The sequence below is a fragment of the Pseudorhodoplanes sp. genome (assembly GCA_032027085.1).
Classification (GTDB): Bacteria; Pseudomonadota; Alphaproteobacteria; order Rhizobiales; family Xanthobacteraceae; genus Pseudorhodoplanes.
Genome location: JAVSMS010000001.1, coordinates 3,945,912 through 3,960,727, shown reverse-complemented (window position 1 = coordinate 3,960,727; position 14,816 = coordinate 3,945,912). Strand labels below are relative to the sequence as shown.

The following is a 14,816-nucleotide window of genomic DNA, read 5'->3' as shown; positions in this document are numbered from 1 at the left end:
TCAGACTTTCTCGACTTCCGGCCGCCCCAGCAATCCTTGCGGCAGGAAGATCAGAACGACAGCGAGAATGCAGAAGGCGGCGACATCCTTGTAGTCGATCGAAAAATAGGCCGACCACAGGGTTTCAATCATGCCGATCAGGAGGCCGCCGATCACGGCGCCGGGGATTGATCCGATGCCTCCGAGCACGGCCGCGGTGAACGCCTTGATGCCGGGGACGAAGCCGTCGGAGAAACTGACCACGCCATAATACATCAGATACATGGTGCCGGCGACGGCGGCGAGCGCGGCGCCGATGATGAAGGTGATGGAAATGGTGCGGTCGACGTCGACGCCGACTAGAGCCGCCATCTTCTGGTCCTGCTCGCAGGCGCGCTGCGCGCGGCCGAGCGAGGTCTTGGCGACGACGTACCAGAAGGCGGTCAGCAGGAGCGCCGTGACCACCCAGATGATGATCTGGCGGTAGGAGAGGGTGACTTCGTAACCGTCACGCTCCATCACCACGATCACGTTCTGGAAGAACGGCGGGATCGATTTGTTGCGTGGGCCCTGTGCGACCTGCACGAAATTCGACAGGAAGATCGACATGCCGATGGCGGAGATCAGCGGCGCCAGCCGGAACGAGCCGCGCAGCGGCCGGTAGGCCACGCGCTCGATCGCCCAGCTCACCAGCGAGGTGATCAGCATGCCGACGATGAGGACAATGAACAGGGAAAGAAAGACGGAACTGATCCCCAGCCAGGTCGAAAGAATAAGAACGGTGATCAGCGCAATGAACGCCGACACCATGAAGACGTCGCCATGGGCGAAATTCACCATCCCGATGATGCCGAAGACCATCGTATAGCCGATGGCAATCAGGCCGTAGATCGATCCCAGCGTGACGCCGTTGATGATCTGCTGGACAAAGACTTCCATGAATCCGATGCGCCTCCCACTCCCCGCAATCACGCTGCGCCCGGCCATGCCGACGAACGATGCAGGCCCGCGGCAAAGGCTTTTTCTTAGCAGCGCGGCCTACGCCCAGCAACGCATTCGGCTGGTCTAACCACATGCGCAGCGTCGCAGGGTCTTGCCCGGAAGGGGGCGAAAATAGATCATCGCCGGCGTGGAACCCTTAATTGAAATGGCGATCCGTGTCGGGTCTTTCGGCGCGATTTTTGCGCTCATGGCCGGCTGGGAGCTCGTCAGTCCATGCCGGGCATTGCTGGTTGGGCGCGGCCCCCGCTGGCCCGGCAATCTGGGGATGCTTGCCGTCGACGTACTGACGGTGCGGCTGCTGGTCCCTACCGCGGTTGTCGGCGTCGCGGTCATGGCGTCGACGCATGGCTGGGGCCTGTTCAATTTGGCTGGCCTGCCGGGATGGTTCGCCGGGCTTGCCGGCTTTCTCATTCTCGATTTCGTGATTTACGCCCAGCACTATGTCTTTCACCACGTGCCTTGGTTGTGGCGCTTGCACCGCGTACACCACGCCGATCTCGACGTGGATGTGACCACCGGCGTCCGTTTTCATCCGATTGAAATCTTGATCTCGCTCGTGATCAAGATCGTGACCGTGCTTGCGTTCGGCATTCCTCCTGTCGCGGTTCTTGTTTTTGAGATTGTTCTGAACGCCACGTCGGTTTTCAATCATGCGAATGTGGCGATACCGGCTTGGCTTGATCGGAGCATGCGCCTTGTCGTGGTCACACCTGATATGCATCGCGTCCATCATTCGATCGATCGGGTGGAGACCGACAGCAATTTCGGCTTCAATCTTCCTTGGTGGGATCGTCTGTTCGGAACCTACCGTGCGCAACCGGCGGCAGGTCACCAGCGCATGACCATCGGCCTGCCTGTCTTCCGCAATTTGCGCGAACTCCGCATCGATCGCCTCCTGACACAGCCGTTTCGCCGCAATTGAGCAAAATTAGCCGAGGGAGGAACGACGGTGCCCGGCCCGACGTTGGAGTGCGGGGCCAACTTCTAGGAGAGCGTAGATGGGCAGCCAACAGCAACAGAATAATCCCAAAGAGAAGCCCGGTCAGCAGACCCAGCAACCGGGCCAAGGCGGGCAGCAACAGGGCGGTCAGAAGCCCGGCCAGCAAGGCGGGCAGCAGGGCGGCCAGAGCCGCTGATGTGATCTGAGAAAAGTGTTGCTCATGCAACAGGAAGCTCCGCAACAGCGGGGCTTCCGCTCTGCTCGGCGAATGCGGATTGGCTCTCTCCGTCGCTCCGATTATGCTGTCGGGCATGGTTGCAACTCTTCCGCTCTTTCATCTCTATGGCGATCCGCCTGACGAGCAGGCGTTTAATTTCATCCATGTCGAGACGATTGTTTCGCGATCTTCCGCGCATGACTGGCTGATCCGCGCGCATCGTCACCGCAATCTCTATCAGTTTCTGCTGATCGAGAGCGGGGGCGGCGAAATGATTTTCGAAGCGTCGACCATGGCCTTCACTGCGCCTGCGGCCTTTGTTGTTCTACCGAATGTCGCGCATGGATTCCGCTTCAATCCGAATGTCACGAATGGCTGGATCGTCAGTTTTACCGAAGACGTCGCCGCGGCAATGGGGGAGCGCACGGGCGAGGCGGTCGCACAGTTGAAGGCGATTGCAAGCCAGCCTTGCCTCCCGCTCGAGAGTGACGACGATGTCCGCCGGCTGTCGGGGCTGTGCAACAATCTCCATCGGGAGGGCTTGCTCGCGCGCGAAGGGCACCGGCTGGCGATGCGCGCCTTGCTGGCGCTGATTGCAGTCGAGATTGGACGCTTCGCAGCCAGCCGCGCGCGCAGCGGCAGCATTACGCTCTCACTCGCTGATGCAACGGTTGAAGCACTTCAGCGTCTGGTTGAAGATAATTTCCGGAAGCAGCGCCAGATCGGTTTTTATGCCGGAGCTTTGGCCATGACGGCGGATCGCCTTAACGATCACGTCAAGCGGGCGGCGGGGGTCACGGCAGGTCACCTGATCCGGCAGCGCGTCCTGACCGAGGCCAAACGCGAACTGGTTTTCACCAGCCGCGCAATCCACGACATTGCCTATGATCTGGGATTTACCGATCCGTCCCACTTTGCCCGTTTCTTCCGCAAGCAGACCGGCATGACGCCGCATGATTTTCGGTTAGGCCGTGCAGCGCGCAGCTCCGGGGAGCCGGAGCTCGCCTTAAGGTAAACAAATGGTTTCCGTTGCCCTCGCAATTGGAACAACCGAAGGTAGTGGATGAGGGCGGCGCGTATCGTTGAGAGTCTTAAGGCCGGCCCTGCTGGAGGGCGTGATGAGGCGGTGGCTTCCGAAATCGATTCCTTTCCTCGTGGTCAGTATTGCCCTGTATTTCACGATCCATTTCGGCATCGAGGCCGTGCGTATTCTGGCCTCGCCGGTCTACGGGCTGGACCTGCCGGGTTTCGCCCATGTCGTGCACGGGATCGGCCGCCGGTTCGGTCTGGAGGCGACCGGCCTGATACGGACCGCGGCTTTTCTGGGCGCTCTGAAATTGTCCGTTGCAGCGCTGTTCGCAGTCTATCTCGTCAGCCGCATCAAATCCCTGCTGGGGCACGAGACAGACCACGAAGTCGTGGATGCGGCGGTGCTGCTGGTCGCCTCGCTCACCATCATTGCTGCAACGCCGGCGTTGTTTGACGGAGAGATGGGTCTTCTTGGCCAATATCGTCTGCCGCTGTGGCTCGGCGGGCTGGCTGTTACGCTGAGCATGATTGAGCGTGTGCTTGCCGACGAAAAGGCATTGGAACTTGCCGCTGCAGCGCGGCAGCGGTTCACGGTTTATGACGTGACGCTGCCGCCGAAACGCAACGGCGTGAGCACGCTTCGCTGGGACGCTCTCCGCCGCACGGCCAATGTTGCAGCCGATCCAGTGGCGATCAGGCCGCGGCAGCCGATTCGGCTATCACGCTCCGCGGCGTGACGCTCCTCAACGCTTCTTAAACTCGGCGATGACCTCGCCCGCTTCCTTGAAGGCATGGTTGGCGGCCGGCACGCCGCAATAGACCGCCTGTTGGAAGATGATCTCTTTGATGTCGTCGGCGGTGAAACCGCCTTCCACCAAAGCGGCGCGCACATGCATGCGGAACTCCGCCCACTTGTCGAGCGCCAGCATGGTGCCGATCACGAGCACGCGCCGTGTCCGCTCGTCGTAGTGCGGGCGGGTCCAGATTTCGCCCCAGGCATAGCGGGTAATGAAATCCTGGAACTCCTCGTTAAAGGAATTCTTGCCGGCATTGGCGCGATCGACCCAGTCATTGCCTAGCACCTTGCGGCGTCGGACCATGCCTTTGTCGTAGCGTTCCTTCTCGTCCATGTCTTGCCTCGTGACGATTATCTGGACGACAGAAAGTCCAGCACGGTCTTTGTGTAGATCTCCGGCTGCTCGACATTCGAGATATGCGCCGCCTCGATGATTGAAATTTTCGCGCCGGGGATCTTCGACTTGATGTGTTCGCCGACGTCGACATTGGTTGCTGGATCGTATTTGCCGGCAATCACCAGCGTCGGCGCCTTGATCTTCGGCAGCAGATCGCGGTGATCCATGGCGGCGATCGCCTCGCAGCAGCCGATATAGCCCTCGACTGACGTGGTGAGAAACATATCGCTCATCCATTTCATCGTGTCGGGCGCGCGTTCGCGAAACTCCTTCGTGAACCAGCGTTCCATGTTGCCTGGCACGATGGCGGCAAGGCCTTTCTCACGCACAAATTTGATGCGGTCCACCCATGGCGTACGGTCGGGATAGTAGCAGGTTGTGTTGGACAGGATCAGTTTCTCAATGCGGTCCGGCGCATGGGCGCCGAGCCATTGTCCGACCATGCCGCCCATCGAGAGTCCGCACCAATTGATGGTGTTGATGCCAAGCCCGTCGAGGATTGCGAGTACATCGCGGCCGAAGCGCTCCATGCTGTAGGGGCCGTTTGGGGCGCCGGATTTGCCGTGGCCGCGGCGGTCGTAACGCACGAGTCGGAATTTTTCGGCGAAGGCCTTCGCTTGCGGATCCCACATGTGCAGATTGGTGCCGAGCGAGTTGGACAGCATCAGAACCGGCGCATTGTCTGCACCTTCGACCCTTACATTGAGCGGGCAGCCATCATCGGCGGTAATCACGGGCATGAAATCCTCCGGGTGTTTGTTACTGAGAGCAGTTGCCGTCAATGGTGGTTGCCGGCCGCGGATGCCACCAGACGGTCGATCAGCGTTTGCGCGATGCCTTGATAACTGAGCGGATCGAACAGTTTCGGCAATTCGGCCGCCGGGATATGGGCGGTCACGCGGGGATCATGCAGCAGCACATCCTTCAGGCTGCGCCTTTCCGCATGCGCACGCTTGCTGGCATCCTCGAGCAGTTTGTGGGCGACCGACTTGCCGAGCTTTTCGGCAAGCCGGAATGAAATCGCTTCCGCCATGATCTGTCCGCCGGTCAGATCGAGATTGCGGTTCATGCGTTCCACATCGACATCAAGACCTTCCGCGATATCGACGATCGCTGCGAGCGCGCCGGACGTGACAAGGCACAAAGCCGGAAAGGTCGGCCATTCTGCCGCCCAGGTGCCTGCCGCGCGCTCATGTTCCTGGATTTCGGCAGCCAGCAGTGTTGCGCAAAGTTGCGGCGCGATGGTCGCCGCGGCGAGCGCAGCCGCGGCGGCGACGGGATTGCGTTTGTGCGGCATGGTGGAAGAACCGCCGCGTTCTTCACCCGCCGGCTCGAAGGCTTCACCGACCTCGGTCTGCATCAGAAGGGAGACATCGCGTGCAATCTTTCCGCATGTTCCGGCGAGAATGGTCAGAGCCGACGCAATCTCGGCCAGGCGGTCGCGATGCGTGTGCCAGGGCGCTTCCGGCAGAGGAAGCTTGAGTTCCTTCGCAAGGTTCTCGGACACTTGGAGGCCGCGTTCGCCGAGCGCCGCAAGCGTGCCCGCCGCGCCGCCGAATTGCAGCACCAAGGCCTCCTCGCGCAGTCGCGCGAGCCGCGTACGCGAGCGGGCGAGGGCCGCGCCATAGCCCGCGAGCTTGAGACCGAACGGCATCGGCAGCGCCTGCTGCAGCCAGGTGCGGGCGACGGTCGGCGTGTGCCTATGTTTTTCGGCGAGCGTGGTAAACCCGACGATGGCGCGGTCGAGTTCGCTGGTCAGTGCGTCGATGGCCGCGCGCAATTCCAGCACCAGGGCGGTGTCGATGACATCCTGACTGGTTGCGCCCCAATGCACGTAGCCGGCAGCTTCGGCGTTGCTTTTCTTGACTTCGGCAGTCAGCGCCTTGACCAGCGGAATGGCCAGATTGCCGGCGGCGACGGCGGCCTCGCTCAAGGCCTTTATATCGAACAGATTGGCGTGGCAGGCCTTGTTGATCGGCTCGGCAGCGCCTTTTGGGATCACCCCCAGTCCGGCCTCTGCCCGCGCCAGCGCCGCCTCGACATTCAGCATCCGCTGCAGCCGCGCCTCATCCGACGTGATGGCGCGCATGGCCGCGCTCGAAAAGAGCGGCGCAAGCAGGGTGGGGGGGATGAGCGGACTGGTCATGGCGGGATGCGATCTGAGAGAGCGGACACAGTAAGGGGAGAGCTTCCATCCGCCAAGTCACACGCCCGACAGACCACAGGCGCATAGCCTGGCCATTGCGGTCGCACCATAAATTGACGATACCGGGCCATGTTCGATCTGACCCTCTCATTCGATAACGGCCCCGAGCCCGATGTCACGCCGCAGGTGCTGGATATCCTGGCGCGCCGGGGACTCAAGACAACCTTCTTCATCATCGGCCAGAAGCTCGCGGATCCGAAGCGCCGCGCGTTGGCGGAGCGGGCGCATGCCGAAGGTCACTGGATCGGCAATCATTCCTGGACACATTCGGTGCCGCTGGGCGAGCGGCGCCAGACACCGGACCTTGCCGAGACTGAAATCGGCCAGACGCAGCGCATCATCGGCGCTCTCGCGCATCCGCACAAACTCTTCCGGCCGTTCGGCGGTGGGGGAAATCTCGACAGCAGACTGATGAACTCCGACATCGTGAATTTTCTCAAGGCGGGTCGCTTCACCTGTGTGTTGTGGAATTCCATTCCGCGCGACTGGAATGATCCCGACGGCTGGGTCGAACGCGCAATTCAACATTGTCAACGCCAGCCCTGGACTCTGATGGTCCTTCACGACCTGCCGACGGGAGCAATGCGTCACCTTGACCGCTTCCTCGATAAGGTCGGAGAGCTTGGCGGGCGCCTGCACCAGGATTTCCCGCCGGATTGCGTGCCCATCGTGGACGGGATAGTCGTGCGCCCCATCGACAGTTACGTCGCCGCTGCCTGAAAATTTGAGGAGTGATCGCTCATGGCCATGACAATGACCGGCGAGGTCCAGCTTCCGGCGTCCCGCGAAACGGTATGGGCGAAGCTCAACGACCCTGAGACGCTCAAGGTCTGTATTCCGGGCTGCCAAGAATTGAACATGCTGTCGGAGACGGAATTCGAGGCAGTAGCTGTGAACAAGATCGGTCCGGTGAAGGCGAAGTTCAAAGGCCGCGTGACGCTCTCAGACCTCGACCCACCGAACGGCTACAAGATTTCAGGGCAGGGCGACGGCGGTGTGGCCGGCTTCGCCAAGGGCGCCGCGGCGGTCGCGCTCACCGAAAAGGATGGCGGCACGCTCCTGACCTACAATGTGGAAGCGCAGATCGGCGGGAAGCTCGCCCAACTTGGCCAGCGGCTGATCAATGGCGCAGCCAAGAAGCTGGCGGACCAGTTCTTCGAGAATTTCGCCACCGCGGTCAAAGGCTGACCCTGCCGGCTGGTCCGGGCAGGTCCGTGCCTTCGGCATGGACGGCCGATTGCGCTCTTGACCGGGGCGAGGCTCGGGGTCCAGACTTGGATAGTTCAAAATACCGAAAATCGGCTCGATTTCAGATTAAAAAGGCTGGCGCCGGAAGAAACGGGCCCAGAAACTGACCAATTTCTAGTCCGAGGAGGATTGCGATGCTTCCCGTCTCGATGACGGTGAACGGCAAGGCTGTCACCGCTACCGTCGATCCCCGCACCCTGCTGGTTCAGTATCTCCGCGACAATCTGCGGCTGACCGGCACCCATGTCGGCTGCGATACCTCCCAGTGTGGCGCCTGCGTTGTGCATGTCGACGGAGTCGCACGCAAATCCTGCACCATGTTCGCCTGGCAGGCTGAAGGCGCCAAGGTCACGACGATCGAAGGCATCGCCACCGGTGCGCAACTGCACCCGATGCAGGAGGCTTTCCGCGAGCATCACGCCCTGCAATGCGGTTACTGCACCCCCGGCATGATCATGGCCGCGATCGATATGGTCAACCGCAAGGGTCATGACCTCGACGACACCACCATTCGGCACGAGCTGGAAGGCAACCTGTGCCGCTGCACCGGCTATCACAATATCGTCAAGGCGATCGCCGCCGGTGCGCAGGCGATGAAAGGATAAACGCGCCGAAACTGCAAAGATAAAAACGAAACGAGGGAGGAACCGCCATGACTGCGACCGGAATCGGCGCGGCGGTGCGCCGCAAGGAAGACCAGCGTTTCATTATCGGCAAGGGACATTACACCGACGATGTCTCCCGGCCCGGACAGACTTTCGCATATTTTGTTCGCTCTCCGCACGCGCATGCGAAGATTCGCAGCGTCGACAGTGGCGCGGCGGCGGCCATGCCCGGCGTTCTGGCGGTGCTGACCGGCAGGGATCTCGCTGACGACAAGATTGGCAATCTGATCTGTGGTTGGATGATCCATTCCAAGGACGGCTCGCCGATGAAGATGGCGCCGCATCCGGCGCTAGCGGCGACTAAGGCCTGCTATGTCGGCGATCCGGTGGCGGTGGTGATTGCCGAAACGCTGGCGCAGGCGAAGGACGCGGCTGAGAAAGTCGTTGTCGATTACGAAGTGCTGTCTGCGGTGAGCGATCCGGCGCAGGCAAAAACCGCCGGGCAGATCCATGATGTCGCGCCGAAGAACACGATCTACGAGTGGCATCTCGGCGATGCGAAAGCGACCGATGCTGCAATTGCGTCGGCGAAGCATGTCACCCGGATCGATCTGACCAATAACCGGCTGGTGCCGAATGCCATGGAGCCGCGTGCGGCCTTGGCTGAATACGATTCCGGTACCGACAGCCTGACGCTCTGGAACACGTCGCAGAATCCGCATGTGGCGCGGCTGGTCATCTCGGCCTTTGTCGGCATGGCGCCGGAGCACAAGCTGCGCGTGATAGCTCCGGATGTCGGTGGCGGCTTCGGCTCGAAGATTTTCATTTACCCGGAAGAAGTCGTGTGCCTGTGGGCGTCGCGCCGGGTCAACCGGCCGGTGAAATGGACGTCCGATCGTTCGGAAGCGTTTCTCGCCGATGCGCATGGCCGCGATCATGTCACGCATGCCGAAATGGCGTTCGATGCGGAGGGCAGGATCACAGCGCTGAAGGTGAAGACGATTGCCAATCTGGGCGGCTACATGTCGACCTTCTCGTCGTCGGTTCCGACTTATCTTTATGCGACGCTGCTGTCGGGGCAGTACGCAATTCCGAATATCTATTGCGAGGTCGATGCCGTGTACACCAACACGGTGCCGGTCGACGCCTATCGTGGAGCAGGGAGACCGGAGGCGACCTTCGTCGTCGAGCGGCTGGTGGAAGTCGGCGCCCGCGAACTCGGCATGGATCCCGCCGAGTTACGCAAGCGCAATTTCATCAAGAGTTTCCCGCACCAGACCCCGGTAATCATGGCTTATGACGCTGGCGATTATCTCGCTTCGCTGAAGAAGGCGATGGAGCTTGCCGATGTGAAAGGCTTCGGCAAGCGCAAGCGCGACGCCGCCCGCCATGGCAAGCTGCGAGGGCTGGGCTATTCGACCTATATCGAAGCGTGCGGCATTGCGCCGTCGCAGGCGGTCGGCTCGCTCGGCGCCGGCGTCGGCTTGTGGGAATCCGCGGAAGTGCGGGTCAATCCGACCGGCACGGTGGAGGTGTTGACCGGCTGCCATGCGCACGGGCAGGGGCATGAAACGACCTTCGCCCAGCTTGTGTCGGAGCGCCTTGGCATCCCGATCGATCAGGTGTCGGTTGTGCATGGCGATACCGACAAGGTTCAGTTCGGCATGGGCACTTATGGCTCGCGTTCCGGCGCGGTCGGCATGTCGGCGATCGTGAAGGCGCTCGACAAGGTCGAAGCCAAGGCGAAGAAGATCGCCGCGCATGTGATGGAAGCGGCGGAAGGCGACATCGAGTTCAAGGACGGCAAGTTCACGGTTGCCGGCACCGACAAGTCGATGGCGTTCGGCGAGGTCGCGCTTGCGGCCTATGTCGGGCACAAATTCCCGACGCAGGAGATCGAGCCCGGCCTGAAAGAGGGCGCCTTCTACGATCCCACCAATTTTACCTTCCCGGCCGGGTGTCACATCTGCGAAGTGGAGATCGACCAGGAGACCGGTGAAACAGAGATTGTCGGCTGGACGGCGGTCGACGATTTCGGGACGCTGATCAATCCCATGATCGTGGAAGGTCAGGTGCATGGCGGCATCGCGCAGGGCGTCGGCCAGGCGATGCTTGAGCACACGGTCTACGACAAGGACGGGCAATTGCTGAGCGGATCATTCATGGATTACACCATGCCGCGCGCCCATAATTTCCCATCCTTCAGGGTCGACACGACCGAAACGAAATGCCCATCCAACCCGCTCGGTATCAAGGGCTGTGGGGAGGCCGGCGCTATTGCCGCCCCGGCGGCCGTGATGAATGCCATCACCGATGCCCTTGGCACGGAAAATATTGAAATGCCGGCAACGCCGCTGGCTGTGTGGCGCGTGTTACAAGCCGTCAAACGCAACCAGATTGCGGCGGAATAGGAGTCTTCGCATGTACGCTTTCAAATTCGAGCGGCCGACGACGGTGCGTCAGGCGGTCAATCTTCTGGCAAAGAACGATGAAGGCAAGCTGCTGGCCGGAGGACATTCGCTCATTCCGGTGCTGAAGCTGCGCCTCGCCAATCCGCCAATGCTGATCGATCTGTCGAAAGTCGAGGGCTTGTCGGGCATCGAAATCTCGCCGCGCTCGGTGGTGATCGGTGCGATGACCAGGCACGCCGACGTTGCGAATTCAAAGGAGCTGCAGGCGGTCATGCCGGGCCTTGCCGCGGTACCCGGCTCGATCGGGGACCCGCATGTGCGCAATGTCGGCACGATTGGCGGCTCGCTCGCCAACAACGATCCCAATGCCGACTATCCGGCAGCGGTACTCGGCCTCGGCGCCACCGTCATTACGTCGAAGCGCAAGATTCCGGCGGACGAATATTTCAAGGGTATGTTCGAGACGGCGCTGGAACCGGATGAGATTATCACCAAGGTCTCGTTCCCCATTGCCAAGAAGGCGGCTTATCAGAAATTCAAGCACCCGGCGTCGGGCTTTGCGCTGGTCGGCGTGTTTGTCTCTAAGCGTGGCTCGGAGATTCGCGTGGCCGTGACCGGCGCGGGTGCGAACGGCGTCTTCCGCGTGCCCTCATTCGAGGAGGCATTGAAGAAGCGCTTCTCGCCGAAGTCGCTGGAGGGGTTGACGCACACGGCGGACGGTCTCAACAGCGACATTCACGCCAGCGCGGAATATCGCGCGCATCTCATCGGCGTGATGGCGCGGCGTGCGGTAGCGGCGGCAAACGAGAAGGGTGGGGCGGAAGACTGATGGCGTTTTCCGGCGAAGTGGGTACCGGTTCGCCGCCGAAAACGCGCCAACTGTTTAGGCCGCAGGTTGCTTGTCGAGTTCGGCGAGCAGCCCGTCGGCATCTCGATCATGCCGTTGGCAATCGCGTTTCCACATCTCCTTGGGACGGTCGCAGTAGAGTTCGATGCCGTTATCGTCGGGATCGCGCAGATAGAGCGCTTCGCTGACGCCATGGTCGGACGCGCCCTCGAGCGGAATGCCGGCCTCGATCAGGCGCTTGAGCGCGTCGGCCAGCAGGCGGCGGGTCGGATAGAGAATCGGGACATGATAGAGGCCCGTCGTGCCGGGTGGGGGCGGAGAGCCGCCCTGGCTTTCCCAGACGTTGAGCGCGATATGGTGGTGATAGCCGCCGGCCGACATGAAAACGGCCCCGCCGCGGCGGCGGGTGATCTCGAAGCCCAGAATACCGCGATAAAACGCCAGCGCCCGGTCGAGATCGGCCACTTTCAAATGGACACGGCCGATCCGCACTCCCGGATCGATAGCTCTGTTAGGCATATCGTTCATGCTGGAAACCCATACAAAGACGGCCAGTAAATCGATATGTAAGATGGCGTCGGCGCAAGACAATCGCATTCCGCCCTGCAATCGGTGCTGCTCTTGATGAGATGTTGATGACAACCAGTGAGCCCCGGTCCCTGCCTGTTTCGATCGACGCGACGCTCGATCTGCTCAAGGCCGGCCACTATGTCGCCGACCGGTCACTGGCGACGGTGCTGTTTCTCGCCCTGAAAATGGGTCGGCCGCTGTTTCTGGAAGGGGAAGCGGGAGTCGGCAAGACCGAGATCGCCAAGGTGCTGAGCGAGACTTTGGGGCGTCGGCTCATTCGCCTGCAATGCTACGAGGGACTGGATGTCTCCGCTGCAGTCTATGAATGGAACTATGCCGCGCAGATGATCGCGATCCGGCTCGGCGAGGCAGAAGGCAATACCGACCGCGAGCGGCTGGAGCATGACATTTTTTCCGACCGTTTTCTGATCAAGCGGCCGCTGCTGCAGGCGCTGGAACCAGATCCCGCCGGCGCGCCGGTGCTTTTGATCGACGAACTCGACCGCACCGACGAGGCCTTTGAGGCGTTTCTGCTGGAAGTGCTGGCGGATTTCCAGGTGACGATACCGGAAATGGGAACGGTGAAAGCGGAACACCCTCCGATCGTCATCATCACCTCGAACCGGACCCGTGAAATCCACGACGCGCTCAAGCGGCGCTGCCTTTATCACTGGGTCGGCTATCCGAATGCAGAGCGCGAACTCGCGATTGTTCGCGCGCGGCTGCCGGGTATCGCCGAAAAGCTGTCGCAGGAAATCGTACATTTTGTGCAGAAGCTGCGGCGCGAGGATCTGTTCAAGTCGCCCGGTGTCGCCGAGACATTGGATTGGGCGTCCGCCTTGTCCGAACTCGATGTTGTCGCGCTCGATCCCGCCACGGTGTCGGATACGCTCGGCGTCCTGCTGAAGTACCAGGACGATATTGCACGCCTCGACGGCAGCAAACTGAAGGATATCCTCGACGACGTGCGCGCGGAGCTGCGCGCCGCAGAATAACCATGCAGCAGGACGGCCGCCTCGCAGAAAATATTCTTTACTTCGCGCGGGCCTTGCGCGCAGCCGGGATTCCTGTCGGGCCGGGCGCGGTGATGGACGCACTCGAGGCGCTGAAGGCCGCCGGCATTGGCAGCAAGGAGGACTTCTATTGGACGTTGCATGCGGTGTTCGTGAAACGACACGAGCATTCCATCCTGTTCGACCAGGCTTTCCGCATATTCTTCCGCAAGCGCGCCTATCTCGAGCAGATGATGGCAATGATGATGCCGCAGGCCGTTGCTGCGAGCGATCCTGTGCCGCCGCCGGCTGCTCAACGTGTTCTCGAAGCTCTGTTTCCTGAATCCGAACGCAAGATGGCGGAAAGGAAACAGGACATCGAGATCGACGCGCGGCTGACAGTCTCTGACCGTGAAATGCTGGAGAAAAAGGATTTTGCGCAGATGTCGGCGGCCGAAATTGCCGAGGCCAAGCAGGCAATCAAGCAACTCGTATTGCCGCTGGACGAGGTGCGGACGCGGCGCTTTGCCGCCTCGCGGCACGGGCATGTCATTGACATGCGCCGCACCATGCGCGCCAGCCTGAAGGGCGGCGGCGCGGTGATCGACCTGAAATATCTCGGCCCCAAGACACGCCAGCCGCCGATCGTGGCTTTGCTCGATATTTCCGGCTCGATGAGCCAGTACACGCGGCTGTTTCTGCATTTCCTGCACGCGGTGACTGACGCGCGCAAGCGCGTGTCGACCTTCCTGTTCGGCACCCGCCTGACCAATGTCACGCGGGCCTTGCGCGAACGCGATCCTGACGATGCGCTGGCGGCCTGTTCCGACAGCGTGCTCGACTGGTCGGGCGGAACGCGGATCGCGACCTCGATTGAAGCCTTCAACAAGCACTGGGCGCGGCGCGTCCTGGCGCAGGGCGCCATCGTGCTCTTGATCACCGACGGATTGGAGCGCGATCCCGGCGACCGGCTTGGCTTCGAGATGGACCGGCTGCAGCGATCATGCCGACGGCTGATCTGGCTCAATCCTCTGTTACGATTTGAGGGATTCGAGGCGAAGGCCAGCGGTATCAAGGCCATTTTGCCGCATGTTGACGAATTGCGGGCCATTCACAATCTCGACTCCATGGCCGACCTGTGCCGGGCGCTGTCGGATCATGTGCGTTCCGACGATTCGAGAAACTGGTTGAGGAAGATTGCGTGATGATTGAAGTTCTGCAGGCAGGGATCTGATCATGGATTCAAAATTGCTCGCGCGCGACGAGGATATCCTGAAAGCTGCCGAGGACTGGCGGAAGGCCGGGCGCGGCGTGGCACTTGCGACGGTTGTCCAAACCTGGGGCTCGGCGCCGCGGCCCGTCGGCTCAAACCTCGTCGTTGACGAGGAGGGCAATTTCCTTGGCTCCGTCTCCGGGGGGTGCGTCGAGGGCGATGTCATCACCGAGGCGCTGGACGTCATCGGAAGCGGCAAGCCGAAGACCTTGGAATTCGGCGTGGCGGATGAAACGGCGTGGAGGGCCGGGTTGTCGTGCGGCGGCACGATCCGCGTTTACGTCGAAAGGGTGGAGTAGCCTGT

At 61.3% G+C, this 14,816-nt stretch carries 17 protein-coding genes; 12 read left to right on the top strand and 5 right to left on the bottom strand.

The genetic code is table 11. The features are described 5' to 3' along the window. Nucleotides 1–918, bottom strand: coding sequence for a branched-chain amino acid ABC transporter permease LivH (locus RO009_19375; protein ID MDT3687195.1), 918 nt, complete (start codon nt 916–918; stop codon nt 1–3). Nucleotides 919–1,126: 208 nt separating this feature from the next. Between RO009_19375 and RO009_19370 the strand changes: the two genes are divergently transcribed. The 4 genes from RO009_19370 (at nt 1,127) to RO009_19355 (ending at nt 3,904) form a co-directional block, all read left to right on the top strand. Continuing rightward, complete coding sequence (locus tag RO009_19370) at nt 1,127–1,903, top strand: sterol desaturase family protein (protein ID MDT3687194.1); 777 nt, start codon at nt 1,127–1,129, stop codon at nt 1,901–1,903. 76 nt (nt 1,904–1,979) lie between these two features. Continuing rightward, the gene (locus RO009_19365; protein MDT3687193.1) at nt 1,980–2,117 is read left to right on the top strand and encodes a hypothetical protein; all 138 of its coding nucleotides are present in this window, start codon (nt 1,980–1,982) and stop codon (nt 2,115–2,117) included. Between the two features lie 115 nt (nt 2,118–2,232). Further along, nucleotides 2,233–3,153 carry a helix-turn-helix domain-containing protein gene (locus tag RO009_19360; GenBank protein ID MDT3687192.1) on the top strand — a complete coding sequence of 307 codons (921 nt, stop codon included), beginning with the start codon at nt 2,233–2,235 and terminating at the stop codon, nt 3,151–3,153. Between the two features lie 103 nt (nt 3,154–3,256). Beyond that, nucleotides 3,257–3,904, top strand: a complete 648-nt coding sequence (locus RO009_19355) for a hypothetical protein (GenBank protein ID MDT3687191.1) — start codon at nt 3,257–3,259, stop codon at nt 3,902–3,904. A 6-nt stretch (nt 3,905–3,910) separates the two neighbouring features. Here RO009_19355 and RO009_19350 read toward each other — a convergent pair whose 3' ends face one another. The 3 genes from RO009_19350 to RO009_19340 are packed head-to-tail and all read right to left on the bottom strand — an operon-like array spanning nt 3,911 to nt 6,506. Further along, nucleotides 3,911–4,297 (bottom strand): carboxymuconolactone decarboxylase family protein, encoded by a 387-nt coding sequence (locus tag RO009_19350; protein MDT3687190.1) that lies wholly within the window; start codon nt 4,295–4,297, stop codon nt 3,911–3,913. Between the two features lie 17 nt (nt 4,298–4,314). Further along, on the bottom strand, nt 4,315–5,100 hold the full coding sequence (gene pcaD, locus RO009_19345; GenBank protein MDT3687189.1) for a 3-oxoadipate enol-lactonase: 786 nt from the start codon (nt 5,098–5,100) through the stop codon (nt 4,315–4,317). 38 nt (nt 5,101–5,138) lie between these two features. Next, nucleotides 5,139–6,506, bottom strand: coding sequence for a 3-carboxy-cis,cis-muconate cycloisomerase (locus tag RO009_19340; GenBank protein MDT3687188.1), 1,368 nt, complete (start codon nt 6,504–6,506; stop codon nt 5,139–5,141). A gap of 129 nt (nt 6,507–6,635) precedes the next feature. On the opposite strand from RO009_19340, the gene RO009_19335 reads away from it, so the two are divergent. The 5 genes from RO009_19335 (at nt 6,636) to RO009_19315 (ending at nt 11,659) form a co-directional block, all read left to right on the top strand. Next, on the top strand, nt 6,636–7,286 hold the full coding sequence (locus RO009_19335) for a polysaccharide deacetylase family protein (protein ID MDT3687187.1): 651 nt from the start codon (nt 6,636–6,638) through the stop codon (nt 7,284–7,286). A gap of 21 nt (nt 7,287–7,307) precedes the next feature. Continuing rightward, complete coding sequence (locus RO009_19330) at nt 7,308–7,754, top strand: carbon monoxide dehydrogenase subunit G (protein ID MDT3687186.1); 447 nt, start codon at nt 7,308–7,310, stop codon at nt 7,752–7,754. A gap of 194 nt (nt 7,755–7,948) precedes the next feature. After that, nucleotides 7,949–8,419 carry a (2Fe-2S)-binding protein gene (locus RO009_19325; protein MDT3687185.1) on the top strand — a complete coding sequence of 157 codons (471 nt, stop codon included), beginning with the start codon at nt 7,949–7,951 and terminating at the stop codon, nt 8,417–8,419. Between the two features lie 47 nt (nt 8,420–8,466). Beyond that, a complete protein-coding gene (locus tag RO009_19320) occupies nt 8,467–10,830 on the top strand; it encodes a xanthine dehydrogenase family protein molybdopterin-binding subunit (GenBank protein MDT3687184.1) in 2,364 nt (787 codons plus the stop codon). 10 nt (nt 10,831–10,840) lie between these two features. After that, a complete protein-coding gene (locus RO009_19315) occupies nt 10,841–11,659 on the top strand; it encodes a xanthine dehydrogenase family protein subunit M (protein ID MDT3687183.1) in 819 nt (272 codons plus the stop codon). A 54-nt stretch (nt 11,660–11,713) separates the two neighbouring features. On the opposite strand, the gene RO009_19310 is transcribed toward RO009_19315, so the two are convergent. Beyond that, nucleotides 11,714–12,205, bottom strand: a complete 492-nt coding sequence (locus tag RO009_19310; protein MDT3687182.1) for a VOC family protein — start codon at nt 12,203–12,205, stop codon at nt 11,714–11,716. Between the two features lie 107 nt (nt 12,206–12,312). On the opposite strand from RO009_19310, the gene RO009_19305 reads away from it, so the two are divergent. The 3 genes from RO009_19305 to RO009_19295 are packed head-to-tail and all read left to right on the top strand — an operon-like array spanning nt 12,313 to nt 14,811. Then, on the top strand, nt 12,313–13,242 hold the full coding sequence (locus RO009_19305; GenBank protein ID MDT3687181.1) for a MoxR family ATPase: 930 nt from the start codon (nt 12,313–12,315) through the stop codon (nt 13,240–13,242). A gap of 2 nt (nt 13,243–13,244) precedes the next feature. Then, nucleotides 13,245–14,444 carry a VWA domain-containing protein gene (locus tag RO009_19300; protein MDT3687180.1) on the top strand — a complete coding sequence of 400 codons (1,200 nt, stop codon included), beginning with the start codon at nt 13,245–13,247 and terminating at the stop codon, nt 14,442–14,444. A gap of 43 nt (nt 14,445–14,487) precedes the next feature. Beyond that, nucleotides 14,488–14,811 carry an XdhC family protein gene (locus tag RO009_19295; GenBank protein MDT3687179.1) on the top strand — a complete coding sequence of 108 codons (324 nt, stop codon included), beginning with the start codon at nt 14,488–14,490 and terminating at the stop codon, nt 14,809–14,811. The last annotated feature ends 5 nt before the right edge of the window (nt 14,812–14,816 follow it).

Excerpts from the sequence above, each read along its gene's own strand:
- RO009_19310 (MDT3687182.1), bottom strand. The coding sequence starts at position 12,205 with ATGAACGATATGCCTAACAGAGCTATCGATCCGGGAGTGCGGATCGGC.
- RO009_19365 (MDT3687193.1), top strand. The coding sequence starts at position 1,980 with ATGGGCAGCCAACAGCAACAGAATAATCCCAAAGAGAAGCCCGGTCAG.
- RO009_19315 (MDT3687183.1), top strand. The coding sequence starts at position 10,841 with ATGTACGCTTTCAAATTCGAGCGGCCGACGACGGTGCGTCAGGCGGTC.
- RO009_19360 (MDT3687192.1), top strand. The coding sequence starts at position 2,233 with ATGGTTGCAACTCTTCCGCTCTTTCATCTCTATGGCGATCCGCCTGAC.
- RO009_19300 (MDT3687180.1), top strand. The coding sequence starts at position 13,245 with ATGCAGCAGGACGGCCGCCTCGCAGAAAATATTCTTTACTTCGCGCGG.
- RO009_19320 (MDT3687184.1), top strand. The coding sequence starts at position 8,467 with ATGACTGCGACCGGAATCGGCGCGGCGGTGCGCCGCAAGGAAGACCAG.
- RO009_19330 (MDT3687186.1), top strand. The coding sequence starts at position 7,308 with ATGGCCATGACAATGACCGGCGAGGTCCAGCTTCCGGCGTCCCGCGAA.
- RO009_19375 (MDT3687195.1), bottom strand. The coding sequence starts at position 918 with ATGGAAGTCTTTGTCCAGCAGATCATCAACGGCGTCACGCTGGGATCG.
- RO009_19355 (MDT3687191.1), top strand. The coding sequence starts at position 3,257 with ATGAGGCGGTGGCTTCCGAAATCGATTCCTTTCCTCGTGGTCAGTATT.
- RO009_19370 (MDT3687194.1), top strand. The coding sequence starts at position 1,127 with ATGGCGATCCGTGTCGGGTCTTTCGGCGCGATTTTTGCGCTCATGGCC.
- RO009_19305 (MDT3687181.1), top strand. The coding sequence starts at position 12,313 with ATGACAACCAGTGAGCCCCGGTCCCTGCCTGTTTCGATCGACGCGACG.
- pcaD (MDT3687189.1), bottom strand. The coding sequence starts at position 5,100 with ATGCCCGTGATTACCGCCGATGATGGCTGCCCGCTCAATGTAAGGGTC.
- RO009_19335 (MDT3687187.1), top strand. The coding sequence starts at position 6,636 with ATGTTCGATCTGACCCTCTCATTCGATAACGGCCCCGAGCCCGATGTC.
- RO009_19325 (MDT3687185.1), top strand. The coding sequence starts at position 7,949 with ATGCTTCCCGTCTCGATGACGGTGAACGGCAAGGCTGTCACCGCTACC.
- RO009_19350 (MDT3687190.1), bottom strand. The coding sequence starts at position 4,297 with ATGGACGAGAAGGAACGCTACGACAAAGGCATGGTCCGACGCCGCAAG.
- RO009_19340 (MDT3687188.1), bottom strand. The coding sequence starts at position 6,506 with ATGACCAGTCCGCTCATCCCCCCCACCCTGCTTGCGCCGCTCTTTTCG.